This is a genomic window from Pseudomonas sp. C2.3V (assembly GCF_058536325.1).
In genome coordinates this window covers 3,137,991-3,160,768 of sequence record NZ_JBZUBN010000001.1, presented here as the reverse complement: position 1 = coordinate 3,160,768, position 22,778 = coordinate 3,137,991, and the positions used below count along the sequence as shown (strand labels likewise).

18 protein-coding genes are annotated in these 22,778 nt (G+C 53.9%); 8 read left to right on the top strand and 10 right to left on the bottom strand.

Going from position 1 to position 22,778, the window contains the following annotated elements:
- Positions 1-2: 2 nt before the first annotated feature.
- From AC4LF3_RS15085 to AC4LF3_RS15075, 3 genes are all read right to left on the bottom strand, one after another.
- Positions 3-1,421 (bottom strand): UdgX family uracil-DNA binding protein, encoded by a 1,419-nt coding sequence (locus AC4LF3_RS15085; RefSeq protein ID WP_491836300.1) that lies wholly within the window; start codon positions 1,419-1,421, stop codon positions 3-5.
- A 2-nt stretch (positions 1,422-1,423) separates the two neighbouring features.
- Positions 1,424-2,635: a putative DNA modification/repair radical SAM protein gene (locus AC4LF3_RS15080; RefSeq protein WP_491835643.1), complete on the bottom strand. Its 1,212-nt coding sequence runs from the start codon at positions 2,633-2,635 to the stop codon at positions 1,424-1,426.
- Between the two features lie 97 nt (positions 2,636-2,732).
- Positions 2,733-3,401 carry a C40 family peptidase gene (locus AC4LF3_RS15075; protein ID WP_491835641.1) on the bottom strand — a complete coding sequence of 223 codons (669 nt, stop codon included), beginning with the start codon at positions 3,399-3,401 and terminating at the stop codon, positions 2,733-2,735.
- A 208-nt stretch (positions 3,402-3,609) separates the two neighbouring features.
- On the opposite strand from AC4LF3_RS15075, the gene AC4LF3_RS15070 reads away from it, so the two are divergent.
- Positions 3,610-4,026: an NINE protein gene (locus AC4LF3_RS15070; protein ID WP_010795397.1), complete on the top strand. Its 417-nt coding sequence runs from the start codon at positions 3,610-3,612 to the stop codon at positions 4,024-4,026.
- A gap of 39 nt (positions 4,027-4,065) precedes the next feature.
- Here AC4LF3_RS15070 and AC4LF3_RS15065 read toward each other — a convergent pair whose 3' ends face one another.
- The 7 genes from AC4LF3_RS15065 to gshB all read right to left on the bottom strand — a co-directional run bounded on the left by AC4LF3_RS15065 (position 4,066) and on the right by gshB (position 9,911).
- Positions 4,066-5,337, bottom strand: a complete 1,272-nt coding sequence (locus AC4LF3_RS15065) for a dihydroorotase (protein WP_434140082.1) — start codon at positions 5,335-5,337, stop codon at positions 4,066-4,068.
- Positions 5,338-6,336, bottom strand: a complete 999-nt coding sequence (locus AC4LF3_RS15060; RefSeq protein WP_019364347.1) for an aspartate carbamoyltransferase catalytic subunit — start codon at positions 6,334-6,336, stop codon at positions 5,338-5,340.
- 18 nt (positions 6,337-6,354) lie between these two features.
- Positions 6,355-6,867, bottom strand: a complete 513-nt coding sequence (gene pyrR, locus AC4LF3_RS15055; protein WP_010795394.1) for a bifunctional pyr operon transcriptional regulator/uracil phosphoribosyltransferase PyrR — start codon at positions 6,865-6,867, stop codon at positions 6,355-6,357.
- Positions 6,864-7,325, bottom strand: coding sequence for a Holliday junction resolvase RuvX (ruvX, locus tag AC4LF3_RS15050; RefSeq protein ID WP_491835638.1), 462 nt, complete (start codon positions 7,323-7,325; stop codon positions 6,864-6,866). The genes pyrR and ruvX overlap by 4 nt, the downstream gene beginning before the upstream one ends.
- On the bottom strand, positions 7,326-7,895 hold the full coding sequence (locus AC4LF3_RS15045; RefSeq protein WP_010795392.1) for a YqgE/AlgH family protein: 570 nt from the start codon (positions 7,893-7,895) through the stop codon (positions 7,326-7,328).
- A 51-nt stretch (positions 7,896-7,946) separates the two neighbouring features.
- Positions 7,947-8,840 (bottom strand): energy transducer TonB, encoded by an 894-nt coding sequence (locus tag AC4LF3_RS15040; RefSeq protein ID WP_074824910.1) that lies wholly within the window; start codon positions 8,838-8,840, stop codon positions 7,947-7,949.
- A gap of 108 nt (positions 8,841-8,948) precedes the next feature.
- Positions 8,949-9,911 carry a glutathione synthase gene (gene gshB, locus AC4LF3_RS15035; protein ID WP_491835635.1) on the bottom strand — a complete coding sequence of 321 codons (963 nt, stop codon included), beginning with the start codon at positions 9,909-9,911 and terminating at the stop codon, positions 8,949-8,951.
- A 229-nt stretch (positions 9,912-10,140) separates the two neighbouring features.
- Here gshB and pilG point away from each other — a divergent pair, with 229 nt between their 5' ends.
- The 7 genes from pilG (at position 10,141) to AC4LF3_RS15000 (ending at position 22,775) form a co-directional block, all read left to right on the top strand.
- On the top strand, positions 10,141-10,548 hold the full coding sequence (gene pilG / locus AC4LF3_RS15030) for a twitching motility response regulator PilG (protein WP_010795389.1): 408 nt from the start codon (positions 10,141-10,143) through the stop codon (positions 10,546-10,548).
- Positions 10,549-10,587: 39 nt separating this feature from the next.
- Positions 10,588-10,953, top strand: a complete 366-nt coding sequence (gene pilH / locus AC4LF3_RS15025; RefSeq protein ID WP_010795388.1) for a twitching motility response regulator PilH — start codon at positions 10,588-10,590, stop codon at positions 10,951-10,953.
- A gap of 24 nt (positions 10,954-10,977) precedes the next feature.
- Positions 10,978-11,514, top strand: a complete 537-nt coding sequence (locus AC4LF3_RS15020; RefSeq protein WP_074824906.1) for a chemotaxis protein CheW — start codon at positions 10,978-10,980, stop codon at positions 11,512-11,514.
- 183 nt (positions 11,515-11,697) lie between these two features.
- Complete coding sequence (locus tag AC4LF3_RS15015) at positions 11,698-13,728, top strand: methyl-accepting chemotaxis protein (protein WP_010795386.1); 2,031 nt, start codon at positions 11,698-11,700, stop codon at positions 13,726-13,728.
- Between the two features lie 30 nt (positions 13,729-13,758).
- Positions 13,759-14,643, top strand: a complete 885-nt coding sequence (locus AC4LF3_RS15010; RefSeq protein ID WP_010795385.1) for a CheR family methyltransferase — start codon at positions 13,759-13,761, stop codon at positions 14,641-14,643.
- 19 nt (positions 14,644-14,662) lie between these two features.
- A complete protein-coding gene (locus AC4LF3_RS15005; RefSeq protein ID WP_491835631.1) occupies positions 14,663-21,760 on the top strand; it encodes a hybrid sensor histidine kinase/response regulator in 7,098 nt (2,365 codons plus the stop codon).
- The gene (locus AC4LF3_RS15000) at positions 21,753-22,775 is read left to right on the top strand and encodes a chemotaxis protein CheB (protein ID WP_312508850.1); all 1,023 of its coding nucleotides are present in this window, start codon (positions 21,753-21,755) and stop codon (positions 22,773-22,775) included. The genes AC4LF3_RS15005 and AC4LF3_RS15000 overlap by 8 nt, the downstream gene beginning before the upstream one ends.
- Positions 22,776-22,778: the final 3 nt, after the last annotated feature.

Sequence of the window (22,778 nt, the reverse complement as noted above, 5' to 3'; positions counted from 1 at the left end):
CTTTAAGGCTCAAGTAGCTGCCTGGCCTGTGCCAGGGCTGCGGTAAGCGCTGCTTGGGCCTGTCTCTGCCTGGCTTCCTCGGGTGCGCGCAGAACATAGGATGGGTGGTATGTGACGATCAGCCACCGCCCCTGCCACTGTGTAACACGACCCATATACTCACTCAATGAGCCTGGTTTTCTGTGCATCAGGGACTCCAGTGCGGTAGCCCCTAATGCAACAATGACGTCCGGCTTGATGGTATCCAGCTCGTTCTCGAGCCAATGGCGGCACGGGGCGATCTCAACGGTAGGGGTAACATGTTTACGTCGACGTCCCTGTGGCGTCCACTTGAAATGCTTGACGGCATTGGTCAGATAGAGCGATTCCCGCTGCAGGCCTGCCTCTCGAATAGCTCGATCAAGCACCTGCCCAGCCGGCCCCATGAAAGGGCGGCCTTGCAGATCTTCCTGATCGCCGGGCTGCTCGCCTATCAGGAAAAGCCTCGCATTGAGAGGCCCCTCGCCTGGAACGGCTTGAGTGGCGCGCTGCCAGAGCGGGCAGCGACGGCAGGTTTCCAGGGTGCTTGGTTGTTCGCGTACCGGTAATACCTCAGCAGCTGATACGGGTACCGTTTTTCCTGTCTGTTCGCTTACGCTTTTCGCTTGGGCCGTTCGCTGCGTACCGGTGCGCGCCTCGCTAAGCAGTGTGGGGATCAACGGTCCCTCCGGCAGGTCTTTCCAGAATCGCCTGGGCATATGTCCCGTCATGACCTTGGGGTTGGCGCGGGCGGGATTGAATGTGCTTGCGTAATAAGCCATCCAGAGGCGCTCGCCATCATCACGTTGCTGTTTAGCAAGCGCTTCCAGTCCTGTGGGGCAGGGGGCCTCGAGCGTTAATGTCTTTCCATCCCATAATGCGGCTGCCTCCGGTGTGGCGATCAGCCAGGAGGTATTCCCCATCCGGTTGCAGAAATGTGGGGCGGCCAGCGCCAACACATCATGAGCCGGCTCATGCCACGCAACGTAGTGGGGGTTACCCGCATGCTCGCCCCGCTGTTTAAAGCGTAGGAAAGCATGTAAATGATGAATTTCTCGCCTGACTGCCTTGGCCCAACGGTGCAATTCGCTACCATCCTCGTCACCGGCCAGCATCGCTGCTTGATCACCCCGTATGACTCGCCACAGGACACGGTATAGCAGTGCCCAACGCTGGGAATGTCGATAACAGGCTGCCAAGTTCAATAAGTCTGCAAGTTGCCTGGGTACTCGGATAGTTGATGAGGCCGTTTCCAATGGCTGTGCATCTGCGGTAGCAAACAAATCATTTGATAGAGGCTCGGTTTGCCAACTGATTTCATGGGGCGCTATGTCCTGCTCTAGCAACTTTCTGGCTACGCGCCGCCAGCCTGCAAACGAGCCGTCAAAGAAAACAGTGCGCATAGTCACCAGAGCGCCAATTGGGCAGGCTTTTCACTGAGCTGAGTACGAAGGTGCAAGGACTCAGCAAGCATGGAGCTGGGACGGTAATCGTGAACAATGATGAACGGCCTGACTTTTTCCAGGCTGCAACGAAGACGAATGAGATCTGCATAGCGGATACGCCGTTGCTGTCTTAATGTCACGAGGCGCTTGGCTGACAGCATCCCAATGCCTGGAACCCGAGCAATTAACGCAGGCTCCGCCTGATTGAGATCGAGGGGAAAAGTGTCACGGTTACTCAGAGCCCAAGCAAGCTTAGGATCAATATCCAGCGGGAGATTTCCACCTTCCGTTGGTAATTCCGTGGCCGTAAAACCGTAACCTCTAATAAGAAAATCTGCTTGATAAAGTCGATGTTCGCGCAATAAAGGCGGAGGTATGAGAGGTACGGAGTTCGGACTATCCGGGATGGGGCTGAACGCCGAATAGTACACGCGTTTCAGCTGATAGGCGCCGTACAGGGTTTGCGCGGTATCCAGTATGGTCCGGTCATCAGTAGCATCAGCGCCTACGATCATCTGCGTACTCTGCCCAGCCGGTGCAAAGCGTGGCGCATTCTTTTCAGCGGCGGTTTCCTCCAGACCAAGACGGATCGTGCCCATGGCTTTTTTGATGCTGCGAACCTCCTTTTCAGGAGCAAGACATGTCAGGCCCGATTCGGTAGGCAGTTCGATATTGACTGAAAGACGATCGGCATAAAGCCCTGCCTTGGCGATTAGTAAGGGATCTGCATCAGGAATGGTCTTTAGATGAATATAACCTCGAAACTGATGCTCCTCGCGCAGTAACTGAGCCACTCGGATCAGCTGCTCCATCGTATAGTCTGCCGAGCGGATAATTCCTGAGCTCAAGAAGAGACCGCTGATGGTATTGCGCCGATAAAAATCGAGCGTAAGTTTTACAACTTCTTCCGGCGTGAAACGGGCGCGGGGGACATTGCTGGACCTACGATTGACACAGTATTGGCAGTCGTAGAGGCAAAAGTTGGTCAGTAAGATTTTAAGCAGGGAGACGCAACGGCCATCGGGCGTAAAGCTGTGGCAAATACCCATGCCATCTGTGGCGCCTAGACCATCCTTACCCTTGGATGAGCGCTTGGGTGCTCCACTACTGGCACATGACACGTCATATTTGGCGGCGTCAGCCAAAACGATGAGTTTGTCGGTCAACTCCATGAAGCAGCCCTTTTTACTGTATATGTGCACAGTATAAAGGGCTGCAGAAAGTCTTCAACCGCTTCTGCTCAACGGTGGGCTTACGGTAGCGCTATCGTTAGGACTTGTGGGGATTAGGCGCACTACGTGGGCGGACCTGCTGTTCACTCGTGGCGACCATCTGGGGAAGAACACGCTTGGCTGAGGCGAAACGCGTTTTCCAGTAGGGGCGGCTAAGATGATCAATCCGTACGCTTTCTCCGCGACGTGGTGCATGGATAAAGCGGTCATGGCCCATATAGATTGCAACGTGATCAACGTTACGGCCGTGGATCTTGAAAAAGATCAAATCGCCAGGTTTTAGATCCTTTTTTCCAACCTTCATGCCATCCATGCGAGCCAGCTCCTGAGAGGTACGAGGTAGCTCAAGATTCTGGACGTCACGGTATACATAATTCACGAGTCCGCTGCAGTCAAAACCATGCTTAGGTGTTGTGCCGCCCCAACGGTAGGGTGTCCCTAGTACATCGATTGCGCGGTTGACTACTTTGGTGCTTTCCTTGGCCGCAGCATGCTGAGCGGCAGCATGTGCTTGCACAATGGTTCCCGCCTTGGGCTTGGCAGGAGCATAAACATGTTGTGTACGTGCCTTGGGTTTATTGGCACGTGGTGCTGACTTGGCATGAGCCGGAGCGGCAGCGCGAGCACTAATGGCTTCTTTGGCCTGGACTGCCGTCACAGGCAGTACCAAACAGGCTGATAGCCAGGTAATGAGTAAAGAGCGCATTGTCGACGGACCTGATAATCAAAATCGCGCAACTTTATATCAGATCGATAGTTTTATTTCCGCTCCGCCGGTCGAGATATTTATCAAAAATCAGCGGTTCATGTCGCAAAAGGTTTCTATACCAGTTGGAATCACTGGCAGAATGACCAGTGAAATCAAAAAATCTTGCTTATGAAGCAGACATTACCGCTCTGTGACTGAGGTTGTCATGAAGTACCAAAACGATACGCATAGCAAAGTGCTTGGATACCTGTTGTGGATTTTTGGCTTTCTGGGTGCTCATCGCTTTTATTACGGAAAGCCGGTTACCGGCACCATTTGGTTTTTTACGCTAGGCCTTCTAGGGGTTGGTTGGCTGATCGACCTGTTCCTGATCCCCAGCATGGATCGTGAGGCAGATATGCGGTTCCAGGGCGGTCGCGTCAATTACAGCATTGCGTGGATACTGTTGACGTTTCTAGGCATTTTTGGCGTCCATCGGTTGTACATGGGTAAATGGATTACGGCCATTCTGTACTTCTTTACCGGCGGATTTTTCCTGTTGGGTGTGCTGTACGATTTCTGGACGCTGAACGATCAGGTCTCCATCGAGAATCGGCAGAAAGGAGGCGGTATTCTAGGGTAGGGATGAGCGAACCCGCTGTACACAGCGGGTTCGCTGGTTTCAGGCCTGATACGTTGTCTTGCCTGCAACCAGTGTGTGGCGAACCCTTCCTGGCAGCTCTACGTCCATGAATGGCGTATTGCGCCCGCGTGAAAGCCAGGGCTTGCCTACGGTGGTACGCTCTTCGAGCGAGAAAAGGACGATATCGGCTGGGGTACCTACTGATAACTGACCGGCAGGCAGATCCAATACAGAGGCAGGGCCACTTGTTAGCCTGTGAAGGGCAGTCGATAAATCCACTAACCCTTCTTCTACAAGCTTCAAGGTCAGAGGTAACAACAATTCTGCACTGCTGATACCGGGCTCGGTGGCTGCGAAAGGCGCAAGCTTCGCATCTTCTTCATGCGGCTGGTGATGACTGGCAATGGCCTGTACTACGCCGCTTCGTACTGCTTCACGCAACGCCTGCCTGTCTCGCTCAGTGCGAAGAGGCGGCTGCACATGGTAAAAACTGGAAAACCCTTCAAGCCGTTCATCAGTAAGAAACAGTTGATACAACGCTACATCGGCGGTGACAGGGAGCCCCCGTGCCTGCGCTTCAGCGATCATCTCGATTCCACGGGCGCTGGTCAGCTGGCTAAAGTGTGCTCGTACGCCGCTTTGCTCAACCAGAAGAAGGTTTTGGGATAGGGCAACGGTTTCAGCTGTCTCTGGTATGCCAGCAAGACCTAGGAAGCTAGCGGTAGGGCCCTCATGAGCCAGCCCGCCTTCTGCTAGATCAGCATCCTGAGACGTAAAGATAACCTTCAAATCAAAGGTCGCTGCGTACTCCAGTGCTCGCCGAAGCGTGCGCATGCCTGCCATGGGGGCCAGCCCATTGGTAAAGGCTACACAGCCTGCACTGTGCAAGGTAACGAGTTCGGCAAGTTGCTCTCCGGCCAACCCTTTTGTCAGGGCACCAACAGGAAAGACACGCGCTTTGCCTGCCGCTTGCGCACGATCCAAAATGAGTTCGGTGACCGCAGTAGTATCCAGTACGGGCTTGGTAGACGGCGGACAACACAGGCTGGTTGTACCACCTGCTGCCGCTGCCTGCGTTTCGCTTTCTATAGTGCCTTTTCGGGTATGGCCTGGTTCGCGGAGCGACACATTCAGATCAACAAGGCCGGGAGCTGCTATCAGTCCAGAGGCATCAATTACAGTTTCTGCCTTGAAACCAACAGGGGCTTCACCCAAGGCAATGATATTGCCTTGGGAAACGTGAATATCGGTTATTTGATCGAGGCGGGTGGCGGGATCTATTACTCGTGCCTTGATAATGCTCAGAGTCACTTAGATATTCTCCTGCTCAAGTTGACGCTGGGCCGTTTGCCCGCTCATTGCCATGGATAGAACAGCCATACGTACGGCAATGCCGTAGGTCACCTGATTGAGAATCACAGATTGACTCCCGTCAGCGACGGCCGACTCTATTTCCACTCCACGGTTGATCGGTCCGGGGTGCATGACAATTGCGTCTGGTTTAGCCTGAGCCAGGCGTTGTGTGGTCAGTCCGAATAGCTTGTAATACTCGCCTTCGCTGGGCAGTAGCCCACCCTGCATCCGTTCGCGTTGAAGACGCAGCATGATGACTACATCCACATCTTTCAGTCCGGCCGTCATGTCCGTAAATGTTTTTACGCCATAACTATCTTCAAGGCCGATGGGCAGGAGTGTGCGTGGTGCGACGACGCGGATGTCCTGGCATCCCAGAGTCCGTAGCGCCAGCATATTCGAGCGCGCCACGCGAGAGTGCAGGATGTCGCCAACAATCGCTACAGACAGTTTTTCGAAATCACCTTTGTGACGGCGAATGGTGAGCATATCGAGCATGCCCTGTGTGGGGTGTGCATGACGGCCGTCACCGCCATTGATGATTGCTACCTGTGGACAAACATGCTCAGCAATAAAATGTGCAGCGCCGGAGTCGGCATGTCTGACTACGAACATGTCCGCCGCCATAGCTTCCAGGTTTCGTAAGGTATCGAACAGTGTTTCGCCTTTGCTGGTCGAGGAAGTCGAAACGTTCAGTGTGATGACATCAGCAGAAAGCCGCTTGGCCGCCAGCTCGAAAGTGGTTCGAGTCCGGGTTGAGTTTTCAAAGAAAACATTGCATACCGTTTTGCCGCGCAACAAGGGTACTTTCTTGACTGCGCGTGCGCCTACCTCAAGAAAGGAATCTGCCGTATCAAGCAGTTCGGTCAGCAGAGGGCGAGGTAAGTCATCCAGGGAAAGAAAATGGCGCAACTGACCATTGGCATTCAGTTGCAAGGAACGCGTAGCGTTGGTCATGGCGGTAAGCCTTGAGTGTCAAATAGCAGAAGAAAGGGCTTTTCGTTCAAAGGCCAGGGGAGTAGGCCCTGTCAGCTTGATGCGCTCATCCGGACCCAAGGGAAGCGTTTGACCAACGATGTCGGGGCGAATAGGAAGTTCGCGCGCCTCCAGATCCAATAGGCAGACGAGGGTCACGCTGGCTGGGCGGCCATAATCGAACAATTCATTCAATGCCGCACGAATGGTGCGCCCGGTCATAAGCACATCGTCAACCAGAACAAGGTGCCTGCCTTCTATTTCAAAGGGGAGGGCAGAGGGTTGTACCTGTGGATGCAACCCATTCTGAGTAAAGTCATCCCGATAGAATGAAACATCCAGGGTGCCTAGAGGCCATTCATTTTGAAGAGCATCCAGTAGCGCTTGAGCAACCCAGACACCTCCGGTTCGGATTCCCACCAAGCAGGGTTCGCTAATACCCTTGCGCTCAAGGTGGCGAGTCAATTGATCCGCCATTTGCGGAATTAGATCGGTAGGATTCGGGGTGCTCATGCATTCTCCTGCGGAGGCTCGGGTTTGACCGTCTCGGCTTGGGCAGTAAGCCAGCCTTCAAGGAGCATGGCAGCGGCCAAGGCGTCGACAGGGCGTTCACGGTAACCATCACGCTGGCCTTGGGCAAGACGTACACCCTTGGCTTCGTATGTGGTCAGGCGCTCATCGTGGGTGTAAACAGGTAGATTGAATCGACCATTGAGGCGTCGTGCGAATTTCTCCGCACGTGTACTCATCTCGCTAGACGTACCGTCCATATTCAATGGAAGGCCCACTACCAGCGCATCGGGTTGCCACTCTTTAAGCAGGCTCTCAACCTTCGACCAGTCCGGCACACCATTTTGTGCTTTGAGAAGGCATAGCTCTCGAGCTTGGCCTGTTACAGGCTGGCCCACCGCAACGCCTATCTGGCGCGTGCCGTAGTCAAATCCCAGTACCAGCTTAAATGAGGAAATCATTCAGGCATGACCCGATTGGCTGGTCAATAAGGATAGGTTGATACCTAGCTGGGCCGCTGCTGCTTTCAAACGAAGCTCACTGGGAACATCGAACAGAATGGATGGATCGGCCTCGCAGGTAAGCCAGGCATTTTCAGCCAGCTCGACTTCAAGCTGGCCTGCTTCCCACCCGGCGTAGCCCAGGGCAATCAGGTGCTGCTCGGGCCCGTGGCCATCGGCTATGGAAAACAAGATGTCCTGAGAGGTGGAAAGTGCCAGCTCACCCAGCTCCAGTGTTGCCTGGAATTGCGGGCCGGATGGATGAAGAACAAAGCCGCGCTCGACTTGCACTGGTCCGCCGTTATAAATGGCAGTGCTTCTCGAGGAAAGCGGCGGCGCTTCATCAGGGCGCAGCTGTTCCAGAACATCTTCCAGATTTAATGCGCTGGGCTTGTTGATGATAATGCCCATAGCACCATCCTCGCCGTGCTCAACCAGATAGATGAGCGTCTGGGCAAAGTTGGAGTCCGCCATGTGCGGCATGGCGATCAAAAGATGGTTTTTGAGGTATTGCGGAGTGCTAGCGTTCATGCTGCTAGTTTCTAGCTTCACGTAGGAAGCTTCAAGCCTAACTCAACAACATTATTGGCTGGCGAGTCGGTCTCCACGCTCAAAGCGCCATGTCCGTATGATTTCAAGCCTGTCGATATCGCTAAGGTCTCCGCTAAACGGTGCAAATGGCGCAGCCAGGCGCACAATGCGCAGGGCGGCCTGATCAAGCACGGTCTGTCCAGAGGACTCGAGGATTTGAACCTCGTAAAGCGAGCCGTCTCGGTTGATAGAAACCAGCAGGCGAAGACTTCCGTAAAGTCGTTCGCGGCGGGCTTGTTCTGGATAGTTCAGGTTGCCGACTCGCTCGATCTTCTTGCGCCAGTCTTCCTTGTACCAGGCGCCTTTGTCCTTCATGGTAGAGGCTGCATTGATCCGGTAGATCTTTGGCCGCTTGGCATACTGCTGACGCTCCTGGGAAAGCTGGGCCTCAAGGCTGGCTATTTCGCTTGAGATCTGAGAGTTATCAAAGTGAGGTGTTTCTCGGGCGACAGCTTCTGGCTCGGGTTTTTCTTTCCGAGTAGGTGCTTTGTCCTGACGTGCCGACTTGGTCGTGACGGCGGCCTTGGGGGTCTTGGGTTCAGTGGTTTGCCGAGGGGAAGTCGGCTTGACGGCAGGCTTTATCTCGCTGTCCTTGAATGGCACCTCTTCTGTAGTGCTGGGGGCCAGTGCCTTATCAAGCGTGCCGCTGCCCTGCTGATTTTCCTGGGCCAGAAAATCCGCTTTCTCCGGCGCCTTGTCGCTCTTGAATGAGGCGAGTGTAATCTCAAGGGACTTGCTGACTTCACTAGGTTCCGGCATGGAAAAGCCCAAGCCCAAAATCAGAACGACATGAACCAGTGCCGCTATAAAGAGGGTAAAGCCAAGACGGTCTGCAGGGCGAACGGCAGAGGCGGCAGGCAGCGTATTTGGGATAGCGGCATTCATGATGAGTAGTTGAGATTACGCTATGAGAAAACTGCTAACCGGCAGGACGATCCTGTCGTGCCGGTTGATGACTATTTGAGGAAGTCTGAAGAGAGTTGGGACAAATGTCTATCGTCCAGGTCTCATCGCCACCTTCTTTTCGATGACATCCATCAACCGCTCAGCGATGCGGGTATCGTAGGCGTTATCAATTTCCCGAATACAGGTAGGGCTGGTCACGTTGATTTCCGTCAGATGCTCGCCAATTACATCCAGTCCTACAAATAGTAGGCCACGCTTGCGAAGCTCAGGTCCTACCTTAGCCGCGATCTCTCTGTCCCTGTCAGACAAGGGCTGCGCGACACCCCGGCCACCCGCCGCCAGATTGCCTCGGGTTTCGCCTTGAGCCGGTATTCTGGCAAGGCAGTACTCCACGGGTTCGCCATCGATCATGAGTACACGCTTGTCGCCACTCTTGATAGCCGGTAGGTAGCGCTGCGCAATGATCTGTTGTGTTCCGTGCTGTGTCAGCGTTTCCAGTATGACCGACAGGTTCGGGTCGCCTTCGCGGTGTCTGAAGATGGACGAGCCACCCATTCCATCGAGCGGCTTGAGGATGACGTCCTGATGGGTTTGGGCAAATTCCCGAATCAAGTCGGCACGGCGACTGACCAGTGTAGGGGGTGTCAATTCTGGGAATAAAGTGGCAAAAAATTTCTCATTGCAGTCGCGAAGGCTGGAGGGCTTGTTAACAATCAACGATCCTTCCCGCTCTGCCTGTTCCAACATATAAGTAGCATAGACATACTCATTGTCGAAGGGTGGATCCTTGCGCATCAGAATGACGTCTAAGTCTGCAAGAGGAATGTCCAGCTCATCATGCAGGTCGTACCAGTGTTCAGAATTTTGATGTACCTTCAATAAACGGCAGTGCGCACGAGATTTGCCGTCAAGGTGGTACAGGTCCTGCATCTCCATGTAATGTAGTGTCCATCCACGCGCCTGAGCAGCCCACAACATGGCAAGGGAACTGTCTTTTTTGTAGGCAATATGGGCAATGGGATCCATAACTATCCCGATGCGTATGCTCATTGATCGATTCTCCAAAGCAAACGGTTTGACGGCTCTGATCGGCCGACACTGATGAATGCTCAGAGTGGCGATAGCGCGCTTAGTTATCAAGAAAAACCGGTAGTCCGGTGGTTAATAGATAGACCCTGTAGACTGTGCTAAAAAGATTCGATTTCCAGCCGATAGCTTAAAAGGGCTGGAATGCATTGATAAAGGCGTCATAACTCGCCTATGTGGTGGTAAAGCAAACATGGAACAGTACTCCGAAGGTCTGAAGGTAATGGTAATCGATGATTCGAAAACGATTCGTCGAACCGCCGAGACGCTTCTCAAGAAAGTAGGCTGCGAAGTTATTACTGCCGTCGATGGATTCGATGCGCTCGCAAAAATTGCGGATAACCATCCCAACATCATTTTCGTTGATATCATGATGCCTCGTTTGGACGGTTATCAGACCTGTGCGCTTATCAAGAACAATAGCGCATTCAAATCGACGCCGGTCATCATGCTTTCTTCGCGTGACGGCCTCTTTGACAAGGCTAAGGGTCGGATCGTTGGGTCCGATCAATACCTGACCAAACCGTTCAGCAAAGAAGAGCTGATCGGCGCAATAAAAAACCATGTGCCTAATTTTACCCCAGTCGAGCATACGTCCTGAGGCGTCTGGTTCGTGGTACTGACCAAGTAGGATTCGAAAATGGCTAGAATTTTGATAGTCGATGATTCACCGACTGAAATGTACAAGCTGACCGCCATGCTGGAAAAGCACGGCCATCAGGTTCTCAAGGCTGAAAACGGTGCTGATGGCGTTGCCTTGGCTCGTCAGGAAAAGCCCGATGTCGTTCTGATGGACATCGTGATGCCCGGTCTGAACGGTTTTCAGGCAACCCGTCAGTTAACCAAAGACAGCGAAACCAGCCAGATCCCTGTCGTTATCGTGACGACCAAGGATCAGGAGACCGACAAGGTCTGGGGCAAGCGTCAAGGTGCGCGTGATTATCTGACGAAGCCGATTGATGAAGACACATTGTTGAAAACCTTGGCTGGTGTACTCAGCGCTTAAGGTCATTCAAGGCAGGATCTTCATATGAATGGAAGCCATACTCCTTATACCCTTTTCGCTCAGATCGATCAGCGATGCCGGGACTTGGCGGCGGGATTGCCTGCTCAGCAGGAGGTGGTGCGCTCATGGAGCGGGGTCGGGTTCCGTATGGGAGGCCGTCTGTTTGTTGCTCCAATGGGGGAGGTGAGCGAAATTCTCCATGAGCCTCGTTATACCCTTTTACCTGGCGTAAAAAGCTGGGTGAAGGGTGTAGCCAATGTTCGCGGACGCTTGCTTCCCTTGATGGATCTCAATGGATTTCTGGGCGGCGAGTCATCGTCTGTTCGTGCTCAGCGCCGTGTTCTGGTTGTTGATCACCAGGACATTTATGCTGGACTGATCGTCGATGAAGTGTTTGGTATGCAACATTTTTCAATCACTTCCTTCAGTGAAAAGTCCGCTGCGCCGATAGAAAAGCTAGAGGCTTTCATTCACGGGGTTTTTATCCGGGAATCGGAGTGGTTGGTTTTCAGTCCACACGCACTGGTTCAACACCAGCAGTTTTTAAACGTTGCCGCTTAGCGCACAACGTAACATCAGTATCGCCACGCTTCTCTGTATAAGACATGCAGGCGGACACATCCATGCTGAACGAGAGCCAGTCAAGCTGGCCATCTAATTGCATGGGCAATGGATTGTGGGGCCAAATGAATTGGCTTTATCACAAAGGAATATGCAATAAACCGGTCCAGGCGGGGGCCAGCAATGAAGAAAACGAGTACGGGGAAAACGAGTCCTTTGGTCGCCGGCCTTTTTGTCGCGCTGATCATTTCAATTGTTCTGCTTTTCGCAAACTTCGCGTATCTCAGTACGCAAGCCAACCACGATAAGCAATATCTTGAGCATGCGGGTGAGTTGCGTGTTCTCTCACAGCGTATTTCCACCAACGCGAGTGAGGCTGCAACAGGTAAGCCCGAGGCATTCAATCAGCTTAAGGCGGCTCGTAACGAGTTCGAAAGACGCTGGGATATCTTGCGTAACGGTAATGAGCTAGCAGGTTTGCCGCCTTCTTCATTGTCTGTTGCCCCACAAATGGAAGCGGTACAGGCTGAATGGGATCGTGTCCGGAAAAGTGCGGATGACATTACGGCCAGTGAGCAGACCGTACTATCATTGCATCAGCTTGCGACTACGCTTGCCCAGACGATTCCCCAGTTGCAGGTAGAGTACGATGAGATCGTTAACATCCTGCTGGAGCGTAAGGCACCCGCTGAACAAGTAGCGGTCGCGCAACGTCAGTCACTCCTGGCTGAGCGTATTCTGGGTTCGGTTAACAAGGTGCTGGCTGGCGATCAGTCTGCTGTTCAGGCCGCCGATAGTTTCGGTCGTGATGCCAGTATGTTTGGCCGTGTCTTGAACGCGATGCTTGAAGGCAACGCTTCGATGAACATCGCAAAAGTGACTGACCCCGAAGCTGTTAGCCGTTTGAATGAGGTTAACGAGCTGTTTGAATTCGTTTCCGGCAACGTGGACGAAATTCTCGGTACGTCTTCTGAACTGCTTGTCGTGCGTGAAGCAGCCAACCAGATTTTTGCCAGTTCACAGCAGCTTTTGACCAAAGCGTCGGATCTGGCGCAAGGTTATGGCAACGTAACGGCTGAGCGACGTATCAACGTCCTCGGTAACTACGTTCTGGGCCTTATCGCGTTGGTATCGATTATTTCAATCGGTCTTATCATTGTAAAAGAAGCACGTCAGCGTCTGGCTGAAACCAATGAAAAGAACCAGCGTAACCAGGCTGCGATTCTTCGCTTGCTTGACGAAATTGCAGACCTTGCCGACGGTGACCTGACCGTAGAGGCAACCGTTACCGAAGACTTTACAGGGGCGATTGCTGACTCGATCAACTACTCGATCGACCAGTTGCGTGACCTGGTTAAAACCATTAACCAGACAGCGGTTCAGGTATCGGCAGCTGCTCAGGAAACTCAGTCAACCGCTATTCATCTGGCGGAGGCTTCCGAGCACCAGGCGCAGGAAATCGCCGGGGCTTCTGCCGCTGTTAACGAAATGGCAGTTTCTATTGACCAGGTATCGGCCAACGCCTCCGAGTCGACTGCGGTAGCAGAGCGCTCTGTATCCATTGCAAACAAGGGCAACCAGGTCGTACATAATACGATCGTGGGCATGGATAACATCCGTGAGCAGATTCAGGATACCTCCAAGCGGATCAAGCGACTGGGTGAATCCTCCCAAGAGATCGGTGACATCGTTAGCTTGATTAACGACATTGCCGACCAGACAAACATTCTGGCCCTTAATGCGGCCATCCAGGCTTCGATGGCCGGTGATGCGGGTCGCGGCTTCGCCGTGGTAGCCGATGAAGTTCAACGTCTTGCTGAGCGTTCCTCTGGCGCAACCAAGCAGATCGAAGCCCTTGTAAAAGCGATTCAGACCGATACCAACGAGGCTGTTATTTCCATGGAGCAAACGACCTCCGAAGTAGTTCGCGGTGCCTCTCTGGCCCAGGACGCGGGTGTGGCGCTCGAGGAAATTGAAAAGGTTTCCAGAGCGTTGGCAGGTCTGATCCAGAACATCTCCAATGCTGCGCGTCAGCAGGCGTCATCTGCAGGTCACATCTCAAACACTATGAACGTCATTCAGGAAATTACTTCGCAAACCTCTGCCGGTACTACCGCTACCGCTCGTAGCATTGGAGACCTGGCGAAGATGGCGAATGAAATGAGACGTTCGGTTTCGGGCTTCAAGCTGCCAGAAGATCAGTCTCCTAGCTAAGTGCACAGCTCGTACGGAGCGGCGAGAGGTATGGACGCTATCGCAACGAATGTCGAGCATCCCCAGGGCTGGAGTTTCCAGCCCTCGATGGAAATGCTGCCAAGCGAATTCATCGCTTGGCAGCATTTGCTTGAGAGTCGTGTCGGGATTGTTATCGACATCGCGAGGCGCCCATTTTTTCAGACCCATTTGACGAGCCGTATGCGAGCGCTGGGTATCAACGATTACGCAGACTACTATCGATATGTAACACGGGGAGTGACGGGCGCAAGGGAATGGGCTGATCTGCTGAATCACTTAACCACGCAGTTCACTCAGTTTTTTCGCCACCTTCCTTCCTTCGAGACGTTGGAGGCTTATTTGAGTCAGCGTATCCAATTGGACAGCGAGGCAACCTTGTCTTTGTGGAGTGTGGGTTGCTCCAGTGGAGAAGAAGCTTACTCAATGGCAATAACGGCCTCAGAGACCTTCCGCAAGGCGGGTTTATCCGAGCGCTACGGTGTCTTTGCTACAGACATTAGCTCACATGCCTTGAGCAACGCTCGTCTTGGAATATATGCCTCTGAGAAAGTTAAGCATTTAGATAGTTCGCTGCTTGATCGCTATTTTTCAAATCATGCAGATGGAACGTTTTCCATAGCTTCCGCTTTGAAAGCTCGCCTGTGTTGCGCGCGATTGAATGTGCTCGAGCTTGGTAGAACACCCATATCTGGCATGGATGTCATCTTCTGTCAAAACCTGCTCATTTATTTTCGTCGGTGGCTTCGTAAGGACATCCTCAATCAGCTTGTCAGCAAGCTGAACCCCGGCGGACTTTTAGTAATTGGCGTGGGAGAGGTCACTGGCTGGAGTCATCCAGACCTGATCCCGGTCGCTGATGAGCGTGTTTTGGCTTTTACCCGCAGGGTAGCTTAACGGTATGAATGGAGTGAATATGGCAGATCGGCACGATTATGTCGCTCTGGAGTGGGTGAAGGGTGAGATTGCCGAAACGCTGAAGCAAGCCCAGCATGCACTTGAAGCTTTCGTTGAGAATCCTCAGGACACTACCCGGATTCGCTTCTGCCTGACCTACATTCACCAGGTCCACGGCACCCTGCAGATGGTCGAATTCTATGGCGCTGCGCTGCTTGCCGAAGAAATGGAGCGGCTGGCCGAGGTGCTTCAGAACGATCCGGCAGCAGCCCAGAGTGATGCGCTTGAAGTTCTGATGCGAGCCATCTTGCAACTTCCATCCTATCTGGATCGCATTCTCGGTGCCCGTCGCGACCTGCCGATGATGGTGCTGCCGCTTCTGAATGAACTGCGTGCAGTCAGAGGCGAGAAGCCTTTATCCGAGGTTAACTTCTTCTCGCCAGCTTCTCCGCCCCTTGTACCGCTTCTCGAGCCCGAAGAGCTGGCTCGCAGACAAGCAACCGATTGGCCGGTAGTCGTACGCAAACTCCGTCAGGTTTTACAGGTTGCACAAGTCAGCCTGTTCCGTAACCAAGGTGTTGCCAGTCACCTCAATTATCTGACGAAGGTGTTCGAGCGTCTTGAGCATTTATGCGCAGGCAGTCCGCTTGGCGAGTTGTGGCCGATGGCTTCTGCTCTGATTGAAGGACTCAGCGCTGGCGTCTTCGAGAACGATAGCCGCGTACGTGTATTTCTGCGTCGCATCGATAATGAGCTGAAGCGGCTGCTGGCAAGCGGAACAGCGGCACTCAATGTGCCAGCTTCTTATGATCTGACACGCGATCTGCTTTTCTATCTGGGCCAAGCTACAAGCGATACGCCCCGAATCAAGGAAATAAAGGCTCTCTACAAGCTCGAAGAAGCGCTGCAGATTTCAGGGCAGGGTTATACTGGAAACAATGGAAGCATTGGTCCGGATCGCGATGCGATGCGCTCCGTGGTGACAGCTCTATGCGAAGAGCTGGTGCGCATCAAGGACAGCCTTGATTTGTATGTACGTAGCGACCGTCAGCAGTCTAGCGAGCTGGGCGCACTGCTGCTTCCCTTGAAGCAAATTGCAGACACGTTGGCTGTCCTGGGCTTTGGCCAGCCGCGTCGCGTTATTCTGGATCAGATCGATCAGGTCTCGGCGCTGGCCGCTGGGGATGTGCCCAGTACCGATTCTGCGCTCATGGATATCGCAGGTGCGTTGCTTTATGTCGAGGCAACACTGGCGGGCATGATTGGCGTGACGGATCATGGCGATGATGAGGAGTCTCATCTTCCCACGACAGACGTTGCCCAGGTACATCAGCTTGTCATTAGAGAGGCGCGTAACGGTCTTGAGCAGACCAAAGATGCCATTATCGAATTCATAGCCTCTCAATGGAATCATGAGCATTTGTTGCCGATTCCCCAGTTGCTGACCCAGGTTCGAGGCGGCCTGGGCATGATTCCTCTGGAGCGTGCAGCAGGCTTGGTTGAGGCATGTAATCGCTATATTCAGCAAGAGCTCCTGGCTCGCCAGGTCGTTCCAGACTGGCAGAGCTTGGACACGCTGGCAGATGCTATTACCAGTGTCGAATATTACCTTGAACGTCTCGCTGACGACTCCAATGCACAGCAGGAGCTGATTCTTGATGTAGCAGAGGAGAGCATGGAAACCTTGGGCTATCCCTTGGTATCCAGTTCGACTGATGTGCCTCTGGTTATAGAGGAAATCGCTACAGAGCCGACGCCGGACGCAAGCGCTGACAGCGCTATGAGCGATGCTGATGCAGAGGTTGAAGAGCCTGCCCACGCTGGAGCGGTTGATTCGCTCGAAAGCAGCTCTCCTGAAGCCAGCACCGCTTCTGGTGTTGACGGCCAACAGCAGGACGCTACATCACTTGAGCCGACAGCGGAGGAGGCGCTTTCTCACGAGCCCTCGACAGAGCCAGAACTGCCTGCCGACGCAGCTATCGGTGCCTTGGAAGCCAGGGATGACAAGCAGGAAGCCACCGCGTCTCTGGATGCGTCGCAGCCGACTGAGGCTGAGGCTGAGGCGTTGCCTGAACACATCGATACAGCAACTGACACCTCTCCTGCACCCAGTCATGGCGAAGAGACTGATATGGATCTGGGGGATGTCATGGCCTCCCCTGTGCAGGCTATCAATCCGCCTGCAAAAGAAGTTCCTCCCTCTATTCTTCCTCCTCCTGTTGATGAGGAGCCTGTCGATGAAGATTTGAGAGAAGTCTTCATCGAAGAGGCAGAAGAAGTGCTCGAAACGCTTAACACGTATATTCCCCGCTGGTTGGCTAATGCCTCGGATCGTGAAGCGTTATCTGAGAGCCGTCGAGCCTTCCATACCCTGAAGGGTAGCGGGCGCATGGTGCGCGCCTTGATCATTGGCGAACTCTCATGGGCGGTTGAAAACCTTCTCAACCGTGTCATCGACCACAGTGTAGAAACCTCTGCTGATATTCAGCATGTAGTAAACGAGGTCCTACAGCTACTGCCGCAGCTGATTGATGAGTACGAGCTGAATGCTCAGCGTCAGCGTAACGATGTCGATTACCTTGCAGCGGCGGCTCATGCGCTGGCCCGCGGGCTTCCGATTCCAGACGCGTTTGAGTCTTCTGAACAGGTAGAGCCTGCCTCTGAGGTTGAGCCCAGTTCTCAGGATGAAAATGCTGACGTCGAGGCTCCGGTTACGTCTGTAGACCATGCTGAAGAGCCAGAGCCAGAGCCAGAGCCAGAGCCAGAGCCAGAGCCAGAGCCAGAGCTTAGCCTTGAAGCTGATGACGAAAAGTCGCTGGATGCACAGGTTACAAGCGAGCCTGTGTTTGAAGAGCTGCCTGAGCGTGAAAATGTTGATCCGTTGCTACTGGATATCTTCCGTAATGAGGCGGAGGCTCATCTTGCAACAATTGCAGAATACCTCGAACAGGCGGACCCTGAGGTACCTCAACAGGTTACTGATAATCTGCTGCGTGCCTTGCATACCCTCAAGGGTAGCGCTCATATGGCAGGTATTTCAGCGATTGCTGACCTTGCTTCGTTGTTGGAGCGTGTTGTTAAGGAATACAAGGCAAGCCATACACCGTTTGGCTCTGAAGAGCAGCAGGTACTGGCGGATGCAGCGTATTCGATAGAGGACGGCCTCAGACAATTGAGTGACGACCATATTGATATTCAGCTTATCGATAATGATGCCTTGTTGGCTCGATTGCAGGATCTGCTGGAGCAAAGATCCGAGCAGACCGCTTCGATCGATGCGGCAGAGTCGAATACGCATCACAATCGTCAACGCCTCTCCGATTTTCTTATCGAGAGCATGGATATCCTGCTCAAGGCCGATGGTCTGCTAGAGGGCTGGCAAGCAACGGGTGACGATGCTCATCATGCTGCCTCGCTGTCCGCTGAGTTCACTCATTTCTCTGATCGGGCCGCTAACGCGGGGCTTTCAGACGTGGAGGCATTGAGTTCAGCTCTTTGCGAGGTCTATCAATCCTGCATTAGTGCGCATATTCCTCATCGTGACGTGTTCTTCGAGGAAGTGCTGGCTTCCCAGGAAGCCTTGGTCAGCATGCTTAACCAACTGGCCGTGGGGCTTAGAGCCACACCTCAGGGTGAGCGCATCAATGCCTTGCAATTGCTTCTTGCTGAACTGGATGCTCCTGAGACTGAGACTGAGACTGAGACTGAGACTGAGACTGAGACTGAGACTGAGACTGAGACTGAGGCTGAGGCAGTGTCGGCTGATGATGTCGATCCGGTAGTCGAGTCCTCTGCGATCAGTACGGCCGAGCCCGTTGCACAGGCTCCTGCTATTCCAGTTGACGATGAGCTTGACAGCGAGATGGTGGCCATCTTCCTGGAAGAGGCGGTCGACCTTCTTGATAGCGCTGGGCAGGCACTTGAGCGTTGGTTCAAGGAGCCGACCAACCATAACAATCTCTGGATTCTGCAGCGCGACCTACATACCCTCAAGGGCGGGGCGCGGATGGCTGATATCGAGCCCATCAGCCTTTTGGCCCATGAACTTGAGACGTTATACGAGGGGCTTGTTGACGGTCGTTACCAACCAAGTGACGACTTAAAACCGCTGCTCCAGCGCTGTCATGACCGCTTGGCTCAGCAGCTTGACCAGTTGCAGAATCATCAAGCGCTTAGTCAGCCTGATGACCTGGTCGATGCGATTCAGGCCTATCGGCAGGGTATACAGCGGACGCAGCAGGTCGAGCAGGATGAAGACGCTGCGTATTCCGAGGACACGTCAACGTCAGAGGTACAACCTTTCGAGCCTCTGGACGAGGCTGACGAGGAACTGATCGATATTTTCCTTGAGGAAGGTTTCGATATTCTTCAAAGCGCGGCAGGTTCTCTGCAACGTTGGCAGATGGATACGCATAACAGCTTTGAGCTGGAAGCCTTGCAGCGTGACCTGCATACGCTCAAGGGCGGTGCCCGTATGGCTGACATCACACCCGTCAGCGATTTGGCCCATGAGCTTGAGTTCCTATACGAAGGATTGAGTGCAGGACGCCTCCGTTCGAGTGAGCACTTGTTTGGCCTTCTACATCAAAGCCACGATCTGTTGCTTGAGATGCTGGAAAGTGTCCGTAATCGCCAACCTGTACCGTCTGGCCAGCGTCTGGTAGAGGCCATTCATGCTTTCCGTACCAGCACGGATCAGCAGTTGGAGCAGCCTGTCAGCATTACATTGCCGCCTGCTCAAGTAGAAGACTCCGATGAAGACGAAATTCTGGAGATCTTTATCGAGGAGGCTGAGGACTTGCTCACCAATATGGAGTTGGCGCTCCATCGTTGGGAGGAAGTCGAAGGCTCGAATGAGGCCGTTGATGATCTGCTGCGCTGCCTGCATACCTTGAAAGGTGGTGCTCGTCTCGCAGGCCAGTTCGCACTGGGTGACCAGGCCCACTTGCTTGAACAGGAGCTGGGGGACGCCAGCCCATTGAACGGGCCCGTTGCCTCGGACCGTATTGTTGAGTTGAAAGGCAAAGCCCGTGACGGCTTGGCTGATCTAGGGGCACGAATTGCGGACCTGCGTGAACATTTCACCGCAGCGCCCATGCCTGCATTGGCTGTAGCGATTGAACCTGAACCAGTGAGCGAGCCCGAGCAACCTCTGGAGGTGCTTGCCCCTGTCATGGCCGCCGCACCGCAAGAGTCCAATGATCAGGTTCAGGTGCTGCCTTTCGTACAACGGGCGCAGGAAGCGGCGCGCAAAGACAGTAACCGTCGAGCTCCTCAGGAATTGGTACGCGTTCCGGCTGATCTGCTTGAAAACCTGGTTAATCTGGCCGGTGAGACTTCCATTTTCCGAGGTCGTGTCGAGCAGCAGGTTAGTGATATCGGTGCCACGCTCAGTGAGATGGAGGCGACCATTGAGCGGGTCCGCGATCAGTTACGTCGCTTGGATACCGAAACGCAGGCCCAGATCCTCAGCCGTCACCAGGATGAGCATGAGCGTGCGGGCTATGAAGAGTTCGATCCATTGGAAATGGACCGATACTCGCAACTGCAACAGCTGTCCCGCTCCTTGTTCGAGTCGGCGTCTGACTTGCTCGATCTGAAAAACACACTGGCATCCCGTAACCGTGATGCGGAGACCCTGCTATTACAGCAGGCTCGCGTCAACACGGAACTTCAGGAGGGCCTGATGCGTACGCGCATGGTGCCTTTCGACCGTATGGTTCCACGTCTGCGCCGTGTTGTTCGGCAGGTGGCGGGTGAGCTGGGAAAGCAGGTTGAGTTTGAGGTAAACAACCCCGAAGGCGAAATGGATCGCAATGTGCTGGAGCGTATTGTCGCTCCGCTCGAGCACATGCTGCGTAACGCGGTAGACCATGGTATCGAAAACAGTGAAGCACGTAAGGAAACAGGCAAGCCCGAAACGGGCAATATCCACCTCTCCTTGAGTCGTGAGGGCGGTGATATTCTGCTGACGCTTTCTGACGATGGCCGTGGTATCGATTTGTCTGCGGTACGTCGCAAAGCCATAGAGCGCGGCCTGATGGATGAGGGCAGTGAGCTTTCCGAGCAGGAAGTCATGCAGTTCATCCTGGAGTCGGGCTTCTCCACCGCTGCACAGGTGACTCAGATTTCCGGACGCGGCGTTGGTATGGACGTGGTCCACTCCGAGGTTAAACAATTGGGTGGAACCATGGGTATTCACTCGGTTGCAGGAGAGGGAACGACCTTTTCGATCCGTTTGCCCTTTACGGTGTCGGTCAACCGGGCACTGATGGTGCACTCTGGCGAGGACCTGTATGCAGTTCCGCTGAACACAATCGAAGGTATCGTTCGTGTGTCGGCGACGGAGCTGGAAGCTTACTATCAGGCCGGTGCTCGTTCCTTCGAGTATGCAGGCCAGACGTATGAGCTGAAATACTTGGGTGAGCTGCTGGAAAATGGGCAGCGGCCTAAACTGATCAACCAGCCGCTTCCCTTGCCGGTTATTTTGGTGCGCTCGAATGACCATGCCGTGGCTATACAGATCGACAGCCTGGCCGGTTCGCGAGAGATCGTAGTAAAGAGCCTGGGCCCACAGTTTACCGGCGTGCATGGTATCTCTGGCGCTACGATTCTAGGGGATGGTCGAGTAGTCGTGATTCTTGACCTGCTGGCCTTGATTCGCAGCCGCTATGCTCGTGCCGTTGGCGCGCCGGCCGACCTGTCTATTGCGATCGACTATGCCGTGGAGACCGAAGTTGAGCGGCCGACACTGGTTATGGTGGTTGACGACTCGGTTACGGTTCGCAAGGTGACTAGCCGTCTGCTTGAACGGAGCGGGATGGACGTGATTACCGCTAAGGATGGCGTGGATGCGATTGCTCTACTTCAGGAGCGCAAGCCCGATATCCTGTTGCTTGATATCGAGATGCCGCGGATGGATGGCTTCGAGGTGGCTTCACTCGTGCGTCACGATGAGCATCTCAAGGACCTGCCTATCATCATGATTACGTCACGCACAGGCGAGAAGCACCGTGATCGTGCTTTCACTATTGGCGTAAATCATTACCTAGGCAAGCCGTACCAGGAAAATGAGCTTCTCAATCACATCCAACAGTTGGTCAAGGTAAATGACTGAGAAAGCAATAGTTCGAGTTGCCATTCTGGCTGATACCTCGTTGCAACGGTATGTGTTGCAACAGGTATTGGCTGGCAACGGCTATCAGGTGGTATTCAACAGCGATCCGATGCGGCTTGATGTGGAAGCCTTGCGAGCCTGTGAGACGGATCTTTGGCTGGTGGATCTGGCTGAGTCGGAAGACTCCAACGTGCTGGAGGATCTGCTTGAACATACCTCTACGCCTGTCCTCTTTGGAGAAGGCCAGGCACCTGAGTTCAGCTCGGATCTTTTCCCGCGCTGGGAGCGCCGTCTTATTACCAAGCTGAAGCATTTGGTGGGTGATACGACCGAGGCAGTTGGTCCGAGCCTTCAGGCGCTTCTGGCTGATACCGAGCGTCCGGAGCGACTGAGTTTGCCAGCGTCTCTGGCCTCAACACCCTTGCAGATGGGGGAGTCTGCCAAAGAGGTATGGCTGTTGGCCGCATCGCTGGGCGGACCGGATGCAGTAAAGACTTTTCTTGACGCTTTGCCAGGCGGACTCCCGATTGGCTTTCTTTATGCGCAGCATATCGATGCCAATTTCGAGGCAACACTTCCAATGGCGGTAGGTCGCCACAGTCAATGGCATGTACAAATTGCGCAGCCGGGACTTGAGGTCAGGTGTGGTGAGGTCATAGTCGTTCCAACACAGAACGAGCTGAGCTTTCGTAATGATTCCAAGCTGGATGTCCTGAGCCGCAAATGGCCGGAGCCCTATACGCCTTCGGTCGACCAAATGATGCTCAATCTGGCTCAACATTTCGGTTCGCGTTGCGGCATGATCATTTTTAGTGGCATGGGTAATGACGGTAGCAGCTCGGCAGCCTATATGCGCCGAAGAGGTGCGGAGATATGGACTCAAAGCGCCGACAGTTGTAGTTGCGCCAGTATGCCAGAGACACTTCGAGAGGCAGGATTCTCTTCGTTCACGAGTGATCCGCGGGGGCTGGCCGAAGCGCTGGTCAACCGCCTAGCCAAGCAGCATGCTCATTGAAAG